The organism is Type-A symbiont of Plautia stali (assembly GCF_059731155.1).
The window spans coordinates 1,519,506-1,539,207 of sequence record NZ_AP035891.1 but is presented as its reverse complement, the minus strand read 5'-3'; the positions used below and the strand labels follow the sequence as shown (position 1 = coordinate 1,539,207).

The window sequence follows — 19,702 nt, the reverse complement described above, 5'->3', positions numbered from 1 at the left end:
TTTTTGAAGGGAAAATTATGTGGTCGGAATATGCGCTTGAAGTGGTGGACGCGGTAGCGCGCAACGGCAGTTTTAGCGCGGCGGCGTAGGAGCTGCATCGCGTGCCCTCTGCCATCAGCTATACCGTGCGTCAGCTGAAAGGCTGGCTGGTGGTACCGCTGTTTGAGCGGCAGCATCGCGAAGTGGTGCTGACGGCAGCGGGTGAGCATTTTGTGCGCGAAGGGCGTTCTGTTATCAAAAAAATGCTGGCCACGCGCTGTCAGTGTCAGCAGCTGGCGAACGGCTGGAGCGGTCAGCTCAGTATCGCGGTGGATTGCATCGTCAAACCCCAGCGCACCCGCCAGCTAATAAAGGATTTTTACCGCCATTTCCCCGATATGTAGCTGATCATCAGCTACGAAGTATTTAACGGCGTGTAGGACGCGCTGGCTGATGGTCGTGTCGATGTGGCGATTGGCGCCACCCAGGCCATTCCGGTCGGCGGCCGCTTCGCCTTTCAGGATATGGGCGCGCTCAACTGGCGCTGCGTGGTGAGTCCGCAGCATGCGCTGGCCCACAGTCCGCAGCTGGACGACGAAACCCTGCGCGCCTGGCCGTCGCTGGTACTGGAAGATACGTCGCGCGCGCTGCCGCGCCGTATGACGTGGACGCTGGATAACCAGCGGCGGCTGGTGGTACCGGAGTGGGAAACCGGGCTGGATTGCCTGCGGGCCGGATTGTGCGTGGGCATGGTGCCGGGGCATCTGGCGCGTCCGCTACTGGACAGCGGCGCGCTGGTAGAGCTGGCGTTGCCGCAGCCGTTTCCGGACAGCCCGTGTTGCGTCAGCTGGTCTGAGCAGCGCGCGTCACCGGCGCTGGCGTGGTTGCTGGAGTATCTGGGCGATGCGGAGACGCTGAACCACGAGTGGCTCAGCGAGAAGGCGGCTTAACGGCGGTAATCGCGGAACGGGCCATCGGCCACGGAGCGGCGCTCAATCAGCGTGGGTTGCACTTCAATGGTCTGCGGCTCTTCGCGTTTGCTGGTAATGCGGTCCAGCAGCATCTCCAGTACCTTCTCCCCCAGCTGCGCTTTCGGCTGGTGCACGGTTGTCAACGCCGGGGTGAAGTAACGCGCGTTGCGCACATTGTCATAGCCAATCACCGAAATATCCTGCGGCACGCGCAGTCCCATCTCGTCGGCCGCGCAAATCGCGCCCATCGCCATGATATCGCCGCCGCAGAACACCGCCGTCGGGCGCTGTTTCTGGTTCAGGATCTGCTGCATCGACTGATAACCTGACTCCGGTTCGAAGTCACCCTGCACAATCCACTCGGGACGGACGCTGATGCCCGCTTCCTGCATCGCCTGCAGAAAACCAGCATGACGGCCGCCACCGGTGTTGCGCTCCATCTGGCCGGGGATGGCACCGATATCGCGATGGCCGCGCTCAATCAGGTAACGCCCGGCGAGGTAACCGCCGTGGAACGCATTGTCCTGCACGGTATCGGTAAAGTCACCGCGCGATTCGCCCCAGTCCATGACTACCATCGGGATATTGCGGTTCTCTTCCAGCATCTGCAGCAGATCGTCGGGATATTCGGAGCACATTACCAGCAGGCCATCGACGCGCTTTTGCGCCATCATCGACAGATAGGCATGCTGTTTTTGCAGATCGTTATGCGCGTTGCCGAGAATCAGCGTGTAACCATGCTCAAAGCAGTGATTCTCCACGGCTTCAATAATTTCGGCGAAGTAGGGCGCTTCGCTGGAGGTCGCCAGCAGGCCCAGCGTTTTGGTGTGATTCACCTTCAGGCTGCGGGCCACCGCGCTCGGTGAATAGTGCAGCGCTTTAATCGCTTCCCATACGGCGTTACGCGTCTCTTCCGCGACAAAACGCGTTTTGTTGATGACATGCGAAACCGTGGTGGTTGAGACCCCGGCGCGTTTCGCCACATCTTTAATGGTTGCCATGAAAATGGTACTCCTGGGCTTATCGCAACTTACTGATAAGTATCTTGTTAAACGTTTGCGCCTGCTAATGGTTTTGCGTCCTGAATATCAGGGCTAATCTGCTAAGTCGGGCAGGGAAACATCCTTCAGCAGGCTGTCAATGCAGCATGCGCTAAATCTGTTGCGCAACGAAAGGCGGCGATTCTAGCAAGCCGGGGCGAATAACACGAGATTTTTGCCCATCACTGTGCGAAAATTATTTAACCATGCAAACTGTGTGACTAAGGAGTTGTGATGAGTACCGATTTAAAACTGGTATTGACCACCACCGCCGCTGCTCTGCTGATGATTATTGCCTTTAGCTTTACCGCCATTCTGCATTAATAAAAAAGCCGGTGCTGCTGAACAGCCACCGGCTTTTTTGTTGCGCAACGCTGAGGTTAGCGCACGGTTTTAGGCGTCATCATACGGCGTGCACCAACGTAATGCTTCTGCCAGTAATCCTCGCTCAGCGCGCTAATCTGGATATCCTTACCGGTGCGCGGAGACTGAATGAATTTACCATTGCCCAGATAAACCCCGGCATGGTCGGCGGTGCCGCGGTTGTTGATGCGGAAGAACACCAGATCGCCTTTCTCCAGCATTTCGCGCTTGATCGGCGCGGCGTCGCGCAGGTGATACATCTCATTGGCGGTGCAGGGAAATTTAAACTTCACTAGGTCTTTGTAGGCGTACCACACTAAACCACTGCAGTCGAAACCGGTGTGCGGTGAGGTGCCTCCCCACTGATACGGTTTACCCCGCTGGCCCATCAGTTTCGTCATCGCGGTTTCACGTGCTTTTTGATAACGCAGGCGGTGGGCTTTGCTCATTTTAATGCCGCTCAGCTGCTGCACTTCATCATCAATGGCAACGTCACGCGATTTCTTCGCCAGCCGCTGATGACCATATTTTTTCGCACTGAGCTTAAGCGAGGATTTGCGCTAGGTGGTGTGCTGAAGTGCCGTTTCGCTTTTCTGCTGTTTTTTCAGCTTGAACTTCTGTACCGACGTCAGGCGTGACTTTTTGCTGGTGGTTTTCACCGGGCGTCGTTTGCGACGCTCATCTTCACGCGCGTTCTTTTTCTCCGCTTTCTGCAAACTGGCATTAACCGGCGCATGCGGAGAAGCCGCCGCCACATTAAAGAACAGTTGGGCAAAAGCCAGTATGAAAAGCGTAATCAGTAAACGCATAGTCCGGTTACAGGTTAAGCCGTCGGCAGGAAGCCAGACCGTGGTAAAGTTAGAAAAATCTGATAGACGATCAGCACCGGGGCAATTCTAATCCACTTTTTTTTGCAAAAGGTAAGGTCTTTTTCCATTAATCTGTCACGGTACTGAAAGTGGGGCAAAAATGAGCGATTTCAGCTGTTTAACCCAGCGGAATTATTGCTAATTATTAATTGATTAATGCTTATTAATGATATGAAAATGTTATTCGTGGCGCGCGAACTTAACAAACATGGCGATATGCGCCGGCTAAGGCAAAATCCCGTTTTCAGTAGCGGGGCGAAGTCGCTACAATAAACAAACACGAAGTGAAGGATTAAGGAAGGCAAAAATGAGTACTGTTGAAAAAATTCAGCGCCAGATCGCAGAAAACCCGATCCTGCTGTACATGAAAGGTTCGCCGAAACTGCCAAGCTGCGGTTTCTCTGCGCAGGCGGTACAGGCGCTGTCTGCCAGTGGTGAGCGCTTTGCGTACGTAGACATTCTGCAAAATCCGGATATCCGCGCTGAGTTACCGAAATACGCCAACTGGCCAACTTTCCCGCAGCTGTGGGTGGATGGCGAGCTGGTCGGCGGCTGTGACATCATCGTTGAGATGTTCCTGCGCGGCGAACTGCAACCGCTGATCAAAGAGACCGCTGAGAAACACAAAGAAGCAGAATAAGAAAAAGGCCGACATCAGCGTCGGCCTTTTTTTTGGCTGCGGTCTGACGGGCCTCAGGCGGAGGCATCGTCTTCGGCCGGCTCTTCACTCACCGCCAGCGGCCAGCCGCCGAGGCGTTTCCAGCGATTCACCAGTTCGCAAAATAGCGTGGCGGTCTGTTTGGTATCGTACAGTGCCGAGTGCGCCTGAGTGCTGTCAAAATCTATCCCCGCCGCTTTACAGGCCTTCGCCAGGACCGTTTGTCCCAGCACCAGCCCGCTCAGCGCGGCGGTGTCAAAGGTGGCGAACGGGTGGAACGGGTTACGCTTCATGCCGGTGCGCTCTGCTGTCGCCATCAGAAAATTATGATCAAAGGTGGCATTGTGCGCCACGATAATCGCCCGGTTACAGCCGCTGTCTTTGGTGCCTTTGCGCACCATTTTGAAAATGGCGTGCAGCGCCTCATATTCACTCACCGCGCCGCGCAGCGGATTGCTGGGGTCGATGCCGGTGAACGCCAGCGCTTCCGGATTGAGAATCGCCCCTTCGAACGGCTCCACGTGGAAATGCAGGGTTTCATCACGGTGTAACCAGCCATCCTCATCCATTTTTAACGTGGTGGCCGCGATTTCCAGCAGCGCATCGGTTTGCGCATTAAAACCGGCGGTTTCAACGTCAATCACCACAGGATAAAAACCACGGAAGCGTTGATGGAGAGCGTTTAAGGCGTTCGATTCAGACATCAGGATCTCATTGTAGGAAATGGGGCAGCGCCCATTATGGCAAAAATCGGCGCAGGGTGCAGCAGGAGAGGGAAGCCAGCCCGCAAATTAGCAGGCTGACTAACGGCATTAGTTGCCGAGGCCGTGACCGGCGTGTTTGTTTTCGATCCGTTCGATTTTGTAACTGTCCGGATCTTCCACGAAAGCGATGATGGTGCTGCCGCCTTTTACCGGGCCGGCTTCACGCGTGACGTTACCGCCCGCCTGACGAATGCGGTCGCAGGTCGCCGCGACATCATCCACGCCCAGCGCGATGTGGCCGTAGGCATTGCCGAGGTCGTATTTATCCACGCCCCAGTTGTAGGTCAGCTCAATGACCGCACCTTCGCTCTCTTCGGTGTAACCCACGAAAGCCAGGGTGTATTTGTATTCGGTGTTTTCGCTCTGACGCAGCACGCGCATCATGCCCAGCACGCGGGTGTAAAAATCGATGGAGCGCTGCAGATCGCCAGCGCGTAACATAGTGTGAAGTAAACGCATAAAATCCTCTTTTTAAAAGTCATCAGGTAACCCGCTTAGTATAGCGACTGAATCCCCTGAAGAAAGCACGCGGCTGCACATCCGCTGCGGCCGCGTTTGACTTACAGTGTCGGGTAGTCGGTGTAACCTTCCGCGCCGCCGCCGTAGAAGCTCTCCGGACGCTGCGGGTTAAGCGGTGCATCCTGCTGCAGGCGCGCCACCAGATCCGGGTTGGCGATGAAGTCACGGCCAAAGGCCACCGCGTCAATCAGGCCACGCGCAATCAGATCGTCCGCTTTTTCCACGGTGTAGGCACCGGCACCGACAATCACGCCCGGGAAGGCGGCACGCACTTTCTGGCGGAACTCATCGGTGTAAGGCTTACCGCCCGCCCAGTCTGGCTCAGACAGGTGCAGGTAGGCGAGGCCGCGCTTGCCCAGTTCGCTGATGTACCACAGTGCCGCTTCTTCTTCATCCGGACCGTTTTCCAGATTCTGGAAGGCGCCGATTGGCGAGATACGGATACCGATGCGATCGGCTGACCAGTTAGCAATCGCAGCATCGACCACTTCCAGCGCGAAACGGCCGCGCTTCTCAATCGAACCGCCGTATTCATCGGTACGCTGGTTAGAACCGGGTGCGAGGAACTGATGCATCAGATAGCCGTGCGCAGAGTGCAGTTCCAGCAGATCAAAATCGGCATCGCGCGCATTGGCTGCCGCCTGACCGAAGTCTTTTACGATCTGCTGAATCTCTGCCACGCTCAGTTCACGCGGCATGGAGGTATCTTCGCGATATACGCTGCCGTCGGCGGCACGCAGCGACGTGCGGGTGCCAGCGGCGATCGCGGACGGTGCGACCGGCGCTTTGCCATCCGGCTGAACGCTATTATGGGTGATGCGGCCGGTGTGCCACAGCTGAACGGCGCTGTGACCGTGCGCGGCGTGAATGCCTTCGTTAATCATTTTCCACGCAGCAATTTGCTCCGCGGTGTGTAAACCCGGCGCACCGGCGTAGCCTTTCGCTTGGAATGAAACCTGGGTGGCTTCGGTAATGATCAGACCCGCGCTGGCGCGCTGCTGATAATACTCCGCCATCAGCGGGGTAGGAATATCGCCCGGTTCAATGCTGCGCAGACGCGTCAGCGGCGCCATAAATACACGGTTAGGTACGGTAATCGCGCCCACTTTCAGCGGGGTGAACAGCTGTTTACTCGCCATGATGACTCCTGTAATAGACCGGTCGTCTAGAAATTGCCGTTTTTAAAAATCAGCGTGATTAAGCCACTGTTCGATGGTGTCGAGCGCCAGGCTGATCGGCCCGGGCTCACGTGAAATCTTGCTCTGCAGGCTGGCACCCAGCCACAGCAGATAACAGCGTTGCGCCAGCTGCTGCGGGCTTTGCCCATAGGGCAGCGGCTGTTCGGCTGCGACCTCCGTCAGACAGCGTGCGTAAGCCGCCGTGATGGCTGTGGCACCGCGCTGCAGCGCATCGCGCATCGGCTCTGACAGATCGCACACTTCACCAGAAAGCTTAACGCCCAGACAGCCAACAATGTGACCTTGCTCGATAAACAGCCGTTCCGCGTAGCGAAAATGCTGCAGTAAGCGTTCGCGTGCAGTAACGCCGGGCTGGGTCAGCTGCTGTTCAACCTGCTGCTGATAGTTGACGAAATAGCGCTCCAGCAGCGCCACACCGAACGCTTCTTTCGAGCGGAAGTAGTGGTAAAACGAGCCTTTCGGCACTTCCGCCAGCGCCAGCATTTCACTCAACCCTATGCCGGTGAAACCGCGCTGCAGGTATGGTCTGCAGTTCGCGCCGGCGCTTCGCGGGCTGAAACCCGGCATTCACGGCTTTCACGTCCACGCCAAAGGCAGCTGTGAGCCCGGCGAATTCGCAGGCAAAACCGTGGCGGCGGGCGCGGCGGGCGGTCACACCTCGATCCGCAAAACAGCGGCAAGCACCTCGGTCCGTACGCTGACGGTCACCTCGGCGATTTGCCCGCGCTGTATGTCACCGACGACGGCAATGCCAGCTATCCCGTGGTGGCGCCCCGCCTAAAATCGCTAAGCGAGATCAAAGGCAAAGCGTTGATGGTGCATGTCGGCGGCGATAACCATGCTGACCATCCGCAACCGCTTGGCGATGGCGGGGCGCGTCTGGCCTGCGGCGTGATCTTACTACCGGGCGGCGACGGGCCTGTACCCGCCGCCGCCGCACAGAAAAATTCTGACCCATTTTCCTGCTACTCAGCGGCAACATTCCATCCTATGATGTTGATTCAGGAACGGAACCGCTCAGAGGCAGGCATGAAAACGCGTGGGATTTTGCTGTTGTGTTTAGCGCTGGTGGGCTGCGATCGCCCGAATGATACCCAGCTGCGACTGGAGGCCAGCCGTCAGCTGCAGCATGATATAGATACCAATCCGCTGCGCGCCAGTTGTGAAAATATTGCCCGCGGCCGCGAATGGCTGACGCAGCATACCCTGCAGCGGCTGCAAGCCAAAGGCTGTCAGAACGTCCTGCGCAGCGCTACCGAAACCAATTTCACCCATACCGAAATCCGCCGTCACAGCATCACCGTGGTGTGCGGCGGCATTCAGGGCATCAGTTTTACCAGCAGCACGCTGGCGCGGCGCTTTATCTACTCGTCGGACGAGAAAGCGCTGGTGATCGAACCGATGTCCGAGCAGGACAAAACCCGCTTTGAAGGGCAAAAGACCCTGCAGCAACTGCACGATGACTTTGATCGGCAGTTTACCCAGTACTGTGAATAATCAATCCGGCACCGCCTGACGCAACTGCGCCAGCGAACAGCGCAGGCGCCACAAAATACCCGTCAGGGTATTCGCGTCGCTCTCCGGCTGCCCCTGAAGCTGATCAATGGCATGCTGCAGCGTATCCAGCGCGGTCTGCAGCGAGTCGTGATGCACACCGCGCAAACTCATAATGCGCTGCAGATCCTGCAGACTGCTGTCGCGCAGCTGCGCCAGCGCCGGTGAGCTGGGTTGCCAGGCGCGCAGCTGCCAGACCATGTGCGAACAGTTCAGCAGCACCACGCCCCAGCGCAGCAGCCAGAGGAGCGCCTGCTCATCACGGCTGTGGCTCAGCTGGCTGATGTGATGATAAATCTGCGATTCAAACCGGCTTTCACTCAGGCGCGGCTGGCGACGTAGCTGATCGAGAAAAGCGTGGCGCAGCGCCCGGATATGGCGTCGGCTGCGGCGCGCATCGGAACCCGGCTGTAACACCTGAAACGCCAGCCACGCCAGCAGGACGCCACACACTTTTGCCAGGTTATCGTTAAGGAAGCTCTGGAAATCCCAGTCTGGCGGATTACTCACCGCGATAAACGATCCCATAAACACAATAAACTGGCCCCACAGCGCGGCGCGTTTCTTCTGTTGCAGCTTAAACAGTTGCAGCGTCAGTAGCAGCGGGAACAGCAGCAGCAAAAACTGCCACAGCGCGCTGATCTGCACCATCAGACCAAACTGCAACACAAAGCTGAACAGCGACAGCCACAGCAGCGTTTTCAGCAGCAGCGACACGCTGCCGCCGGGCGAAGGCGATGACGAGTAGAGCACGCAGGCAATAGCGGTAAGCGTCAGCGCGGCGGCGCCAGCGTCCCACTGGGTACCGATCCAAAATGCGCAGCCCAGCATGATCACGCTAAACGTGCGCAGCGCACTCCAGCCAGCTTCGGCACTGTCGCTGGCACGTGCCAGTGCCGGCGCGTACGGTGGCTGGAAACGGGTGTCAGCGTCGGCGCGCTCAATCAGGCGAATCCAGCGCTCCACATTCAGCCACACCCAGCAGAAGTAGCGCAGCCGCTGGACAAAAGCACGCTGGCGGAAATTACCGTGAACGTCCGGGGTGATGCTGCGCAGAATCTGCTCCAGACGGTATTTATTACACTGCGGCTGCGCCAGTTCGTGCAGCAGCTGTTGCATCGCGCTGTACAGCACCGGCGGCGCTTCGGGCCAGTTAAGCAGCATCCGCCGCAGGCTGGAGAGCACGCTGGTCAGACGCAGCTGCTGATGCAGCACGTAATTAAGCAGGTTATTTTGCCGGCGGAAGCGATAGTGGCTCCAGAAGGCCTGAATGCGCAGCAAATTCATGGTGAGGATCTGGCTAATCACCGTTTCGTGGGCAGTGCGCACATTTTCCGTGCTGCTCTGTTGCAACAGCAGCACCGCGTGGTCGAGCAGGCGGGTGTGCATCTGGCGCAGCAAAAGCATCAGCGCGCTGCCGTCCGAGGTGCTGGGCAGGATCATCATCATCATCAGCCCAGCGCAGAGAATCCCGACGATCATTTCGCACACGCGCGCTTGGGTGATGTCCCACAGTTGGCTGTCGTCGCTAACGTTAACGCTGCTGAAGGCAATAATCGCGGCGGTGTAACCCGCCAGTGAAAAGGCGTAGGCCACATTGTTTTGAAAATGGTTGGCGACCTAGGTGCAGAGCGCCAGCCAGCCGGCCATGAAAAAGGCAAACAGCCACGGTTCGTTGAGCGTATGGCCGGCGATCAGCAGCGCGGGGCTGGCACTGAGCAGGCTGCCGACGATGCGACCTAGGCTTTTGCTGATGGCGCCGCCGACGGTGGGAAAACTCACCACCGCGGCGGACGTCATGGCCCAGTAAGGCTGATCCAGCTGCAGCGCATACGCCAGGGTGAGTGCCAGACACATCGCGATAGCGTTACGTAACGCATAGCGCCACTCACCGCCGGTTGCCTTTATCCACGGCAGATTGTGCCAGGCCAGCCACTGCAGATTCATGCCGGCCTCAGTGCGCGACAGAGATGGTGCAGGTGGTACCGGCCACCAGCGGCACATTATCCGGTACCGCGTTTAGCCGGATACGCACCGGGACGCGCTGCGCCAGCCTGACCCAGGGCACGTTGGGTTTGATATCGGGCACCAGACCGCCGTCGCTGACGATCCTTTGATCGTAAATGGCGCGCCCGATGCTCTCCACCTGGCCCTGCAGTCGTGCGCCGTTGCTATACAGCACGATTTGCGCCGCCGCGTCGGGCTGGATGTGGCGCAGTTTGGTCTCTTCGAAATAGCCCATCACATAGTAAGAGTGGCTGTCGACCAGCGCGAACAGTGGCGTACCGGCGGTCGCGTAATTGCCGGGACGCAGCGTCAGGTTACTGACCCAGCCGTCGGTCGGTGCTGTCACCGTGGTTTGCTGCAGGTTCCAGCGCGCCTGATCGAGCATCGCCTGTGCGGCTTTCGCCGTGGCGGCCGCCGCATTCGCGTTGAGGCGCGCCGCGTCCATATCTTCTGCGGAGATCACGTTACGCGGCAGGCTGGCACGGCGATCCGCTTCATGCTGTGCTTTGGCGAGGTCGGCCTGCGCCTTCGCCAGCTGGGCCTGTGCATTGGCCAGCGCAATCTGCCACGGCACCGGATCCAGCGTCAACAGCACCTCGCCTTTATGCACGAACTGATTGTCACGCACGGCCAGCGCGCTGATACGGCCGGAAACCTCGGGCGTCACGTCCACCAGTTCAGCGCGCACTTTGCCATCGCGCGTCCACGGAGCCTGCATGTAGTAGTTCCACATTCACCAGCCCGCGAGCAGCGCTAGGGTAAACACCACAAGGGTAAAAAAGTACTTAAAGGGGTTGAATTTCATGGTGATTTATCCGAGGCTCAGTATCCACAGTGCGCCGCTTACGCACAGAACAAACAGTGAGAGATCCATTAAGGTGGGGTGTCAGACATCGCCGGAGTAGAGCTAGCCGCGCAGCAGCGGATGAATCTGCAGTCAGAAAAAGAAGTCCAGCAGCACCGCTTTGAACAGCGGCGGGAAGAACAGTGAGGCACCGAATACCAGATTCGTCAGCGGCGCCGTCGCGGTGAGCGCGAAGATTGACACGTGGCATCATCCTTTTTACCCGGGCACGGTTAAATCAAGTGTAGACAGCGGACGTGCCGTCTGGCCCGGGATTTGTAATTTGTCCTGTAAACTCGCAGAATAGTGTAAAATCTGGCTTGATAGCTAGCAAGCTAATTATAAGGAGATGAAATGGATACGCCGCTTGGAACAGATCTGTCTCGCTTGGTGCGCATCTGGCGCGCGTTGATCGACCAGCGTCTGAAGCCGCTTGAGTTGACACAAACCCACTGGGTGACGTTGCACAATATTCATCAACTCCCGCCAGAGCAGTCGCAGATTCAGCTGGCGAAAGCCATCGGTATTGAGCAGCCGTCGCTGGTGCGTACGCTGGATCAGCTGGAAGAGAAGGGGCTCATCACCCGCGCCACCTGCGCTAACGATCGCCGCGCCAAGCGCATTAAGCTGACCCGTCAGGCTGAGCCGATCATTGAGCAGGTCGAAAACGTGATAGACGCGACGCGTGACGACATCCTCTCCGGCATCAGCCTCGAAGAAATCAATCAGATGGTGACGCTGATTGCCCGGCTGGAAAAAAACATTCTCGAGTTGCAGAACCGCGAGAAATAAAAAAACCGACGCACTGGCGTCGGTTTTTTTATCTGTGCGCTTAGCGCGGAAAGACGGTGACCTGGCTGCCGTTGGAGGCCATCACAACGCGCTGGCCGACCGAGTAACGGCTGGCGGACTGCTTCTGCACCACCATAATGGTATTGCCGTCATCCTTACGGATCTCCAGCTCTACGCCGTCAGATTTGTTGAGCGCACCCTGCACGCCCTGACCGGCTACGCCGCCCAGTACCGCACCGCCGGCCGTTGCCAGACTGCGCCCCGCGCCGCCCCCGATGGTGTTACCGAGGAAACCACCCAGCACCGCACCGCCAATGGCACCGATCACATTACTGTCATCGCCGCCCTGAATTTTTACCGGACGCACGGATACCAGCGTACCGTATGAGACGCTTTGGACCTGCTTGGCTTCGCTGGCGCTGTAAACATCGCCGGAAAGGGTATCGTTATTAACACAGCCAGCCAGCGTGATACCCGCCAAGGCTACGGCTACGAAACGCTTAATCATGAGAAAGCTCCTTAATGCAAAAAAACGCCATATTCTCGTCCTGTACTGCAACAGTATAAGTCAGAAATGGTCAATTGACGCGATGTCCGAACAATATGCGGCTGAGCCGAAGCATAGACCACCGCCCATCAACAAAAATTCAATTGCCGGGTGAAAATAGTTTGCTGCCGGAATGCGTGTCGCAGCGCAGTTGAAAAGCGAAAATTTATCATAGAATTAGCCCCGGTAATTTGCCAGGCTAAACACAGATGCATTGCAGGCCCGCAAACGGGTAAGGAAGCGCTATGAAATCAGGACGCTATATCGGCGTGATGTCCGGCACCAGCCTGGACGGCGTAGACGTCGTGCTGGCCGCGATCGACCAGCATATGGTGGCGCAACAGGCCAGCTACTGCCATCCCATCCCACTGGCGCTGCGTCAGCAGGTGCTGGCGATTTGTCAGGGACAGACGCTGACGCTGTCGCAGCTCGGTCAGCTCGATACCCGGCTCGGCCAGCTGTTTGCTGAAGCCGTACTGACGCTGATGCAGCAGCAGGCGCTGGAGCGCCAGCGATATCATGGCGATTGGCTGTCACGGCCAGACGGTGTGGCACGAGCCGCAGTCGGCGGCACCGAATACGCTGCAAATTGGCGACAATAACCAGATTGCTGCCGCGACCGGCGTCACGGTGGTGGGCGATTTCCGCCGCCGCGACATGGCGCTAGGCGGCCAGGGCGCGCCGCTGGTACCGCCTTTTCACTAGGCGTTGCTAATGGACAGCGTCGAACGGCGCATGGTGCTGAATATTGGCGGCATCGCGAATCTGTCGCTGCTGATCCCGGGTCAGCCGGTGCGTGGCTTTGATACCGGGCTGGGCAATATGCTGATGGATGCGTGGATCTGGCGCCACAAAGGCCTGCCGTTTGATAAAGATGCCGGCTGGGCGCGCAGTGGCCAGGTCGTGCCCGCGCTGCTGGAGCAGATGCTCGGCGATCCGTGGTTTGCGCTGCCGCCACCCAAAAGCACCGGTCGGGAATACTTTAACCTGGGCTGGGTGGAACAGCAGCTGCAGCGCTTTCCGGCGCTGGCCCCGCAGGATGTGCAGGCAACACTGTGCGAGCTGACTGCGCTGACCATCGCCCATTAGGTTCAGCTTAACGATGGCTGCGATTGTCTGCTGGTATGCGGCGGCGGCAGTCGCAATCCGCTGCTGATGGCGCGGCTGGCAGCGCATCTGTCTGGCACCGAGGTGGGCACCACCGATCAGGCCGGTATCAGCGGTGATGATATGGAGGCGCTGGCCTTTGCCTGGCTGGCGTTCCGCACCCTGTCCGGTGCTGCCTGGCAATTTGCCGGCGGTGACCGGCGCGCGCGAAATGAGCGTGCTGGGCGCCATCTATCCCGCCAATCCCCACGCAATACGTTAAGGAGCAAACATGAAAAAGATGATCGTGCTGGCCGGCACCCTGACCTTACTCAGCGGCTGTGGTATCTGGCATAAACCCGCACCCGCGCCAGAGACGTTACATTACCAGTGCGGCACGCTGCCGCTGACGGTAACCCTGGACAACGCGAAGCAGCAGGTGAGCTTTATTCTGGACGGCAAACCGCTCACGCTGACTCAGACGGTGTCTGCCTCCGGCGCGCGCTACAGCGATGGGACCTACGTTTTCTGGTCAAAAGGCAATGGCGCCTTTGTTGAACGCAACGATAAAATCGTGATTAATGATTGTAAACTGCAGAACGCGGATGCCTCCGCACAGTAAGAGAGAACCGGGATACCAGCATGAGCGACAGTGACAGCTTGCAACAAATTGCCCACCTGCGTCGGGAGTACACGCGCGGCGGGCTGCGGCGCAAAGATTTGCCAGATAATCCTCTGGCGTTGTTTGAGCAGTGGCTGCAGCAGGCATGCGCCGCGCAGCTGCCCGATCCCACCGCCATGACGGTGGCGACGGTGGACAGCAGCGGCCAGCCCTATCAGCGCATCGTACTGCTTAAACACTACGATGAGCAGGGCATGGTGTTTTACACTAACCTCGGCAGCCGTAAAGCGCTGCAGCTGGCGGACAATCCGCGCATTTCCCTGCATTTCCCCTGGCACTTCCTTGAGCGTCAGGTGATGGTGCTGGGCGAAGTGGAGAAGCTGTCGCCGCTGGAAGTGCTGAAGTACTTCCACAGCCGTCCGCGAGACAGCCAGATTGGCGCCTGGGTATCGAAACAGTCGAGCCGGATTTCCGCGCGCGGCGTGCTCGAGGGCAAATTCCTTGAGCTGAAGCAGAAGTTTCAGCAGGGGGAAGTGCCGCTGCCGAGTTTCTGGGGCGGATTCCGCGTCAGATTCCACACCATGGAGTTCTGGCAGGGCGGCGAACATCGCCTGCATGACCGCTTCCTTTATCAGCGTGATGGCAGCGGCTGGACAATCGACCGTTTAGCACCGTAAAACTGCGTTTTATCCCCTTTCAGCGCTGGCGCACGGCTCGTCAGCGCTTTATGCTATAGCCCTCATTTTTTTCGTATCCGCACGTCAGCGGACAGCTGTGTACCAGCATAGGTGCAGTCTGATCAATTTGGAGTCAGTGATGACCAGCAGTAACCTGATACAACAATTGCAAGAGAGAGGCTTGGTAGCCCAGGTAACGGACGAGGAAGCGTTAGCAGAGCGGCTGGCGCAGGGGCCAATTGCACTCTATTGCGGCTTTGATCCCACCGCTGATAGCTTGCACTTGGGCCATCTGGTGCCGCTGCTGTGCCTGAAACGTTTCCAGGATGCCGGCCACAAGCCGGTGGCCTTGGTCGGCGGTGCCACCGGCCTGATTGGCGATCCCAGCTTTAAAGCGGCCGAACGTAAACTCAACACCACGGAAACCGTTAACGAGTGGGTAGAGAAGATTCGCAAACAGGTTGCGCCTTTCCTCGATTTTGACTGCGGCGACAACAGCGCCATCGCGGCCAACAACTATGACTGGTTTGGCTGCATGAACGTGCTGACCTTCCTGCGCGATATCGGTAAGCACTTCTCGGTCAACCAGATGATCAACCGTGAGGCGGTGAAGATGCGCCTGAACCGTGAAGATCAGGGCATCTCCTACACCGAGTTTTCCTACAACCTGCTGCAGGGTTACGACTTTGCCGAACTGAACAAGCGCTACGACGTGGTGCTGCAGATTGGCGGCTCCGATCAGTGGGGTAACATCACCTCCGGCATCGATCTGACGCGTCGTCTGCACCAGCAGCAGGCGTGGGGACTGACTGTGCTGCTGATCACCAAATCGGACGGCACCAAATTTGGTAAAACCGAAGGTGGCGCGGTATGGCTGGATGCGAAGAAAACCAGTCCGTACAAGTTCTACCAGTTCTGGATCAACACCGCTGATGCGGACGTCTATCGCTTCCTGAAGTTCTTCACCTTCATGAGCATTGAGGAGATCAATGCGCTGGAAGAAGAAGACAAAAACAGTGGCAAAGCGCCGCGCGCGCAGTATGTGCTGGCTGAGCAGGTGACGCGTCTGGTGCACGGCCAAAGCGGTCTGAGCGCGGCGAAGCGCATCACCGACAGCCTGTTCTCCGGCAGTCTGAGCGACATGACCGAAGCGGACTTTGAGCAGCTGGCACAGGATGGCATGCCGACCATTAGCCTGAATGCGGACGACGATCTGCAACAGGCGCTGGTGGCGGCGGAACTGGTGCCGTCACGCGGCCAGGCGCGCACCATGATTGGCTCCAACGCGGTGTCAGTCAACGGTGAAAAACAGTCTGATGCCGAGTATCGTTTCAGCGATAGCGACAAACTGTTTGGTCGTTACACGCTGCTGCGTCGCGGCAAAAAACACTACTGCCTGATTAGCTGGCAGTAAGGTGCAAGGGCCGGTCTCCGGCCCTTTTTTATGGCAAGCAGTACAGGGCAATAATGAAAAATATCCTCGCAATCCAGTCTCACGTGGTTTATGGCCACGCCGGTAACAGCGCGGCCGAGTTCCCGATGCGACGCATGGGCGCCAACGTCTGGCCGTTAAACACCGTGCAGTTTTCCAATCACACCCAGTATGGTCACTGAACCGGCACCGTCATGCCCGCCACCCATCTGACCGATATCGTCAGCGGGATCGCCGCCATCGATCGTCTGAAAACCTGTGATGCGGTGCTGAGCGGCTATCTCGGCTCGGCGGAGCAGGGCGAACAGATCCTGGAAATCGTGCGTCAGGTGAAGGCGGCGAATCCTGACGCCTGGTATTTCTGTGATCTGGTGATGGGCCATCCGGAAAAAGGCTGTATCGTCACGCCCGGCGTGGCGGAGTTTCATTGCAAGCAGGCGATGCCGGCCAGCGATCTTATCGCGCCGAACCTGCTGGAGCTGGAGATGCTCAGTGGTCAGACGGTCGCTAACGTGGAACAGGCGGTGGTTACCGCCCGCGCGCTGATTGCGCAGGGGCCGCGTGTGGTGCTGGTGATACACCTGGCGCGCGCCGGACGCCGCAGCGATCGCTTTGAAATGCTGCTGGTCACCGCCGATCAGTGCTGGCACATCAGCCGTCCGCTGGTGGATTTTGGTGTGCGTCAGCCGGTGGGGGTTGGCGATCTGACCAGTGGTCTGTTGCTGGTTGACCTGCTGCACGACAAATCGCTGCAGGATGCGCTGGAACATGTGACGGCGGCGGTAATATGAAGTGATACTGAAAACCCACGAGATGGGCGAGTATGAACTGCAACTGGTGGCGGCGCAGGATGCGATTGCGCAACCCACGTAGCACTTTGCGGCAGAACAGCTGTAATCGCTGCTAATCAACAGGCCGGCCAGCACGCCGGCCTGTCGCGTCAGACCAGACCTTCAGCCTTCAGTACAGCCTGAACCGCCGGCCGCGCGGCCACCCGCGCAAACCATGCCTCCAGCGCGCTCAAACCTTCCAGATTCAGTTTGATGGCTTTTGCCCAGCGCGTAACCACAAACAGATAGACATCGGCGACAGTGAAGCGTAACCCCATCAGCCACTGTTTATCCTGCAGCGCGTCGTTAACGCGCTGAAATTTCTGCTCCAGCTGTGCACGCACTATGGCTTTGTACTCTTCCGGCGTATCCGGACGGAACAGCGGGGAAAAGGTTTTGTGCAATTCGCTGCTGATGTAGCTCAGCCACTCCAGCGTGTGGTAGCGCGTCAGGCTGCCGGTCGGTGCCAGCAGATTGCGATCCGGCTTGAGATCCGCCAGATACTGCACAATCGCCACGCCTTCCGTCATTATGCTGCCGTCATCAAACTGCAGCGCGGGAACCTGTCCTTTGGGGTTTATCTGCCAGTAATCTTCTCCGCGCTCGGTGACTTTCTTCTGCAGATCGACATTGACCTGCGTAAAATCCAGCCCGCACTCACGCGCAACGATATGCGGCGAGAGCGAACAGGCACCGGGCTTACAAGCTTCGACCATCAGCAGGAATGCAACGATCATTTTGCGGCGTGCCGCGCCGTGCAGCGCAAAGGCTTCTTTGGCAAACACCACAGCACGATACCGATCGCGATCACGCCCAGCGTCATGCGGGCAATGCTCTGATGATGCAGCAGCCAGGTGGCCAGCGCGATCAGCGCAACCACGCCGACAAGGGTCATCAGCAGCTTACCGACCTGCAGCGGCGCAAAGTCTGGTTTGGAGACGTAATTCTTCACCAAGCGCTGGCAGAATAGGAAGTTCAGCAAGGTGATCACCAGGCCCACCACCGACAGCGAAAACGCCGCGCCCCAGCCATATTTGGCCGCCAGCCACGGGGTTAGCATCATGGAGAACAGCGAACCGATGTTGATCGACATGTAGAACATGGTGAAGGCATCGTCGATGCGCGGATCGTCTTTCTCGTAGCAGGTCGACAGCAGTGAAGAAGGGTTAGCCTTGAACAGCCCGCTACCCACGGCAATGGTCGCCATGCCGACATACACTATGGTGGTGTCATGACCGGAGAAGGCAATCATCGCATAGCCCAGCGCCAGCACAATGACGCCGAGAATGATCACGCGTTTGGTGCCGAGCACTTTGTCGCCCAGCCAGCCGCCAATGGCAACCAAGCCGTAAACCAGTGCGCTGAACGAGGTGAACAGGGTGATGGAGTCCGCTTCGGACATCCCCAGCTGTTTCACCAGATAGACCGCCATGATGGCTTGCAGACCGTAGTAGCCAAAACGCTCCCACAGTTCGATGGAGAAGTCAAATAGAACGCTTTCGGCTGACGGAAGGCGTTAAGGCTTACCGCCTCATCAGTGTGTTTGTTTGCAGTTGACACGTATACCTCAGTTTATACATCGCCTGTTTTACAACAGGAATTAAGTCTGCGTCGGGCTGGGTGATCCCGCGCAACATTGTTATTAGAAAGGAAAAACGGCGCCTAATTTGGCTGAATCAGGCCAACAGGGCAAGCATTTTCTGCACGCTGAAATACTTGTTACAGACAGGGTTATAACCAGGATAATAACTTGTAAATCAGTGTTAAATATCACCGCGCGACATTATAGCAGGATAATTGTTCTTGTTGCAGATCGGTTGATGGATTTTCCTGAGATAAACTGCTTTTCCTGCTCTGAGCAGGACATAATATTATCCAACCCATTCAGATGGATGAATCCCCTGATTTTTGCCGGAGAAGTAAGCGCAATTGTCTGATTGTTGAGCACAATAAGCAGCTAACGGTTCTCCGCAGGCTAATTTGTTGATCCTGCGCGCAAAATTATCAATTAATTAGAAATGTAAAAAAGAAAACGATTGCCTCTGTTCCGTTTGCCGACAATTTCACCACTTAATCTCGGCTTTCATCATATAAGCTCTGCAACGCACCCCGGCAGCAGCGACCTGTTGCGCCATGCAGAGGATGATGGATACCCGATCGCCAGCCCTTCGACAGCCTGAAGAAATTGCTGTAACCTCGCTTTTTCTCTGCAAGGAACTCATCATGAAGCAGTCCGTTCGTGTCGCTCTCGTGGGCGATTACCGTGCCAGTGCCGTCGCGCACCAGGCTATTCCACCCGCTATTCAGCTTGCCGCAACCTCTCTCTCACTTAACGTAACCGCCGACAGGATCGCGACGCCGGAAATCGATCTGCCGCGTCTGCACGACTATGATGCCGTCTGGGTGGTGCCTGGCAGTCCCTACCTGAATGATGCCGGCGTGTTCGACGTCATTCGCTGGGCGCGCGAAAGCGGTAAACCCTTTTTAGGCTCGTGCGGCGGCTTTCAGTATGCGGTGGTGGAGTACGCGCGCAATGTGCTGGGCTGGGAGGATGCTGGCCATGCCGAGACCGACCCTGACGCGCGCTGGGTGATTGCGCCGCTGGCCTGCTCGCTGGTCGAGCAGCGCGGTGAGGTGACGTTTGAGCTGGGTTCGCGTATTGCTCAGGCCTACGGCGCGCTGCAGAGTAACGAAGGCTATCACTGCAACTTTGGCGTTAACGCTGAGTTCAGCGAGGCGCTGGCCACGCGCAATCTGCGTATTACCTCATGGGATCTGCAGGGGGATGTGCGCGGGGTAGAGCTGACCGATCATCCGTTCTTTGTCGCCACGCTGTTCCAGTCTGAACGCGCCGCGTTACAAAACCGGCTGTCGCCGCTGGTAGTGGCGTGGCTGCAGGCGGCGCGATAACGGTTAATAAGAGATGCACGGCGCGCAGCGTCGCGCCGT

General features: G+C 57.8%; 14 protein-coding genes and 10 pseudogenes. 12 read left to right on the top strand and 12 right to left on the bottom strand.

Features of this window, described 5'->3' with window-relative positions; translation table 11 throughout:
* Positions 1-17: 17 nt before the first annotated feature.
* A pseudogene (gene punR, locus AC6I8M_RS08335) lies at positions 18-929 on the top strand (DNA-binding transcriptional activator PunR).
* On the opposite strand, the gene purR reads toward punR, so the two are convergent.
* On the bottom strand, positions 926-1,951 hold the full coding sequence (purR, locus tag AC6I8M_RS08330) for an HTH-type transcriptional repressor PurR (protein WP_010618394.1): 1,026 nt from the start codon (positions 1,949-1,951) through the stop codon (positions 926-928). The pseudogene punR and the gene purR overlap by 4 nt on opposite strands.
* 273 nt (positions 1,952-2,224) lie before the next feature.
* On the opposite strand from purR, the gene cydH reads away from it, so the two are divergent.
* A complete protein-coding gene (cydH, locus tag AC6I8M_RS08325; RefSeq protein ID WP_153005929.1) occupies positions 2,225-2,314 on the top strand; it encodes a cytochrome bd-I oxidase subunit CydH in 90 nt (29 codons plus the stop codon).
* 56 nt (positions 2,315-2,370) lie between these two features.
* On the opposite strand, the pseudogene AC6I8M_RS08320 reads toward cydH, so the two are convergent.
* A pseudogene (locus tag AC6I8M_RS08320) lies at positions 2,371-3,162 on the bottom strand (C40 family peptidase).
* A 367-nt stretch (positions 3,163-3,529) separates the two neighbouring features.
* On the opposite strand from AC6I8M_RS08320, the gene AC6I8M_RS08315 reads away from it, so the two are divergent.
* Positions 3,530-3,862, top strand: coding sequence for a Grx4 family monothiol glutaredoxin (locus AC6I8M_RS08315; protein ID WP_010618393.1), 333 nt, complete (start codon positions 3,530-3,532; stop codon positions 3,860-3,862).
* Between the two features lie 53 nt (positions 3,863-3,915).
* Here the strand turns inward: AC6I8M_RS08315 and rnt are convergent, their stop codons facing one another.
* The 4 genes and pseudogenes from rnt to AC6I8M_RS08295 all read right to left on the bottom strand — a co-directional run.
* Positions 3,916-4,584 (bottom strand): ribonuclease T, encoded by a 669-nt coding sequence (rnt, locus tag AC6I8M_RS08310; RefSeq protein ID WP_010618392.1) that lies wholly within the window; start codon positions 4,582-4,584, stop codon positions 3,916-3,918.
* 108 nt (positions 4,585-4,692) lie between these two features.
* Positions 4,693-5,103 (bottom strand): lactoylglutathione lyase, encoded by a 411-nt coding sequence (gloA, locus tag AC6I8M_RS08305; protein ID WP_498013760.1) that lies wholly within the window; start codon positions 5,101-5,103, stop codon positions 4,693-4,695.
* Positions 5,104-5,204: 101 nt separating this feature from the next.
* Positions 5,205-6,302 carry an alkene reductase gene (locus AC6I8M_RS08300; RefSeq protein WP_022547663.1) on the bottom strand — a complete coding sequence of 366 codons (1,098 nt, stop codon included), beginning with the start codon at positions 6,300-6,302 and terminating at the stop codon, positions 5,205-5,207.
* 42 nt (positions 6,303-6,344) lie between these two features.
* Positions 6,345-6,881: pseudogene (locus tag AC6I8M_RS08295) on the bottom strand (TetR/AcrR family transcriptional regulator); the annotation flags it as partial.
* Here AC6I8M_RS08295 and sodC point away from each other — a divergent pair.
* Both sodC and AC6I8M_RS08285 read left to right on the top strand, forming a co-directional pair.
* Positions 6,859-7,259: pseudogene (gene sodC / locus AC6I8M_RS08290) on the top strand (superoxide dismutase [Cu-Zn] SodC); the annotation flags it as partial. The pseudogenes AC6I8M_RS08295 and sodC overlap by 23 nt on opposite strands.
* Positions 7,260-7,391: 132 nt before the next feature.
* On the top strand, positions 7,392-7,859 hold the full coding sequence (locus AC6I8M_RS08285; protein ID WP_041387480.1) for a hypothetical protein: 468 nt from the start codon (positions 7,392-7,394) through the stop codon (positions 7,857-7,859).
* On the opposite strand, the pseudogene AC6I8M_RS08280 reads toward AC6I8M_RS08285, so the two are convergent.
* The 3 pseudogenes from AC6I8M_RS08280 to AC6I8M_RS08270 all read right to left on the bottom strand — a co-directional run bounded on the left by AC6I8M_RS08280 (position 7,860) and on the right by AC6I8M_RS08270 (position 10,971).
* Positions 7,860-9,863: pseudogene (locus tag AC6I8M_RS08280) on the bottom strand (FUSC family protein). It abuts the gene before it with no gap.
* A 7-nt stretch (positions 9,864-9,870) separates the two neighbouring features.
* Positions 9,871-10,728: pseudogene (locus AC6I8M_RS08275) on the bottom strand (efflux RND transporter periplasmic adaptor subunit).
* 6 nt (positions 10,729-10,734) lie between these two features.
* Positions 10,735-10,971: pseudogene (locus AC6I8M_RS08270) on the bottom strand (DUF1656 domain-containing protein).
* Between the two features lie 150 nt (positions 10,972-11,121).
* On the opposite strand from AC6I8M_RS08270, the gene slyA reads away from it, so the two are divergent.
* Entirely contained in the window at positions 11,122-11,559 is a 438-nt protein-coding gene (slyA, locus tag AC6I8M_RS08265) for a transcriptional regulator SlyA (protein WP_010618966.1), read from the top strand.
* A gap of 40 nt (positions 11,560-11,599) precedes the next feature.
* On the opposite strand, the gene slyB is transcribed toward slyA, so the two are convergent.
* Positions 11,600-12,067 (bottom strand): outer membrane lipoprotein SlyB, encoded by a 468-nt coding sequence (gene slyB / locus AC6I8M_RS08260; RefSeq protein WP_058948710.1) that lies wholly within the window; start codon positions 12,065-12,067, stop codon positions 11,600-11,602.
* A gap of 284 nt (positions 12,068-12,351) precedes the next feature.
* Here slyB and anmK point away from each other — a divergent pair.
* The 5 genes and pseudogenes from anmK to pdxY all read left to right on the top strand — a co-directional run bounded on the left by anmK (position 12,352) and on the right by pdxY (position 16,796).
* A pseudogene (gene anmK, locus AC6I8M_RS08255) lies at positions 12,352-13,475 on the top strand (anhydro-N-acetylmuramic acid kinase).
* A 9-nt stretch (positions 13,476-13,484) separates the two neighbouring features.
* Positions 13,485-13,814 (top strand): MliC family protein, encoded by a 330-nt coding sequence (locus AC6I8M_RS08250; RefSeq protein WP_010618965.1) that lies wholly within the window; start codon positions 13,485-13,487, stop codon positions 13,812-13,814.
* A 20-nt stretch (positions 13,815-13,834) separates the two neighbouring features.
* On the top strand, positions 13,835-14,491 hold the full coding sequence (gene pdxH / locus AC6I8M_RS08245; RefSeq protein WP_010618964.1) for a pyridoxamine 5'-phosphate oxidase: 657 nt from the start codon (positions 13,835-13,837) through the stop codon (positions 14,489-14,491).
* A gap of 139 nt (positions 14,492-14,630) precedes the next feature.
* Positions 14,631-15,905, top strand: a complete 1,275-nt coding sequence (gene tyrS, locus AC6I8M_RS08240; protein ID WP_010618963.1) for a tyrosine--tRNA ligase — start codon at positions 14,631-14,633, stop codon at positions 15,903-15,905.
* Between the two features lie 53 nt (positions 15,906-15,958).
* Positions 15,959-16,796 (top strand): annotated as a pseudogene (gene pdxY / locus AC6I8M_RS08235) (pyridoxal kinase PdxY).
* A 67-nt stretch (positions 16,797-16,863) separates the two neighbouring features.
* Here the strand turns inward: pdxY and gstA are convergent.
* Both gstA and AC6I8M_RS08225 read right to left on the bottom strand, forming a co-directional pair.
* On the bottom strand, positions 16,864-17,469 hold the full coding sequence (gstA, locus tag AC6I8M_RS08230) for a glutathione transferase GstA (RefSeq protein ID WP_498013802.1): 606 nt from the start codon (positions 17,467-17,469) through the stop codon (positions 16,864-16,866).
* A pseudogene (locus AC6I8M_RS08225) lies at positions 17,458-18,313 on the bottom strand (oligopeptide:H+ symporter); the annotation flags it as partial. The gene gstA and the pseudogene AC6I8M_RS08225, both read right to left, overlap by 12 nt.
* Before the next feature lie 663 nt (positions 18,314-18,976).
* Here AC6I8M_RS08225 and AC6I8M_RS08220 point away from each other — a divergent pair.
* Complete coding sequence (locus AC6I8M_RS08220) at positions 18,977-19,663, top strand: CTP synthase C-terminal region-related (seleno)protein (protein WP_010618957.1); 687 nt, start codon at positions 18,977-18,979, stop codon at positions 19,661-19,663.
* Positions 19,664-19,702 lie beyond the last annotated feature (39 nt).

Bases quoted from the DNA above. Each gene is read 5' to 3' on its own strand.
- purR (WP_010618394.1), bottom strand. From the start codon at position 1,951: ATGGCAACCATTAAAGATGTGGCGAAACGCGCCGGGGTCTCAACCACC.
- cydH (WP_153005929.1), top strand. From the start codon at position 2,225: ATGAGTACCGATTTAAAACTGGTATTGACCACCACCGCCGCTGCTCTG.
- AC6I8M_RS08315 (WP_010618393.1), top strand. From the start codon at position 3,530: ATGAGTACTGTTGAAAAAATTCAGCGCCAGATCGCAGAAAACCCGATC.
- rnt (WP_010618392.1), bottom strand. From the start codon at position 4,584: ATGTCTGAATCGAACGCCTTAAACGCTCTCCATCAACGCTTCCGTGGT.
- gloA (WP_498013760.1), bottom strand. From the start codon at position 5,103: ATGCGTTTACTTCACACTATGTTACGCGCTGGCGATCTGCAGCGCTCC.
- AC6I8M_RS08300 (WP_022547663.1), bottom strand. From the start codon at position 6,302: ATGGCGAGTAAACAGCTGTTCACCCCGCTGAAAGTGGGCGCGATTACC.
- AC6I8M_RS08285 (WP_041387480.1), top strand. From the start codon at position 7,392: ATGAAAACGCGTGGGATTTTGCTGTTGTGTTTAGCGCTGGTGGGCTGC.
- slyA (WP_010618966.1), top strand. From the start codon at position 11,122: ATGGATACGCCGCTTGGAACAGATCTGTCTCGCTTGGTGCGCATCTGG.
- slyB (WP_058948710.1), bottom strand. From the start codon at position 12,067: ATGATTAAGCGTTTCGTAGCCGTAGCCTTGGCGGGTATCACGCTGGCT.
- AC6I8M_RS08250 (WP_010618965.1), top strand. From the start codon at position 13,485: ATGAAAAAGATGATCGTGCTGGCCGGCACCCTGACCTTACTCAGCGGC.
- pdxH (WP_010618964.1), top strand. From the start codon at position 13,835: ATGAGCGACAGTGACAGCTTGCAACAAATTGCCCACCTGCGTCGGGAG.
- tyrS (WP_010618963.1), top strand. From the start codon at position 14,631: ATGACCAGCAGTAACCTGATACAACAATTGCAAGAGAGAGGCTTGGTA.
- gstA (WP_498013802.1), bottom strand. From the start codon at position 17,469: ATGGTCGAAGCTTGTAAGCCCGGTGCCTGTTCGCTCTCGCCGCATATC.
- AC6I8M_RS08220 (WP_010618957.1), top strand. From the start codon at position 18,977: ATGAAGCAGTCCGTTCGTGTCGCTCTCGTGGGCGATTACCGTGCCAGT.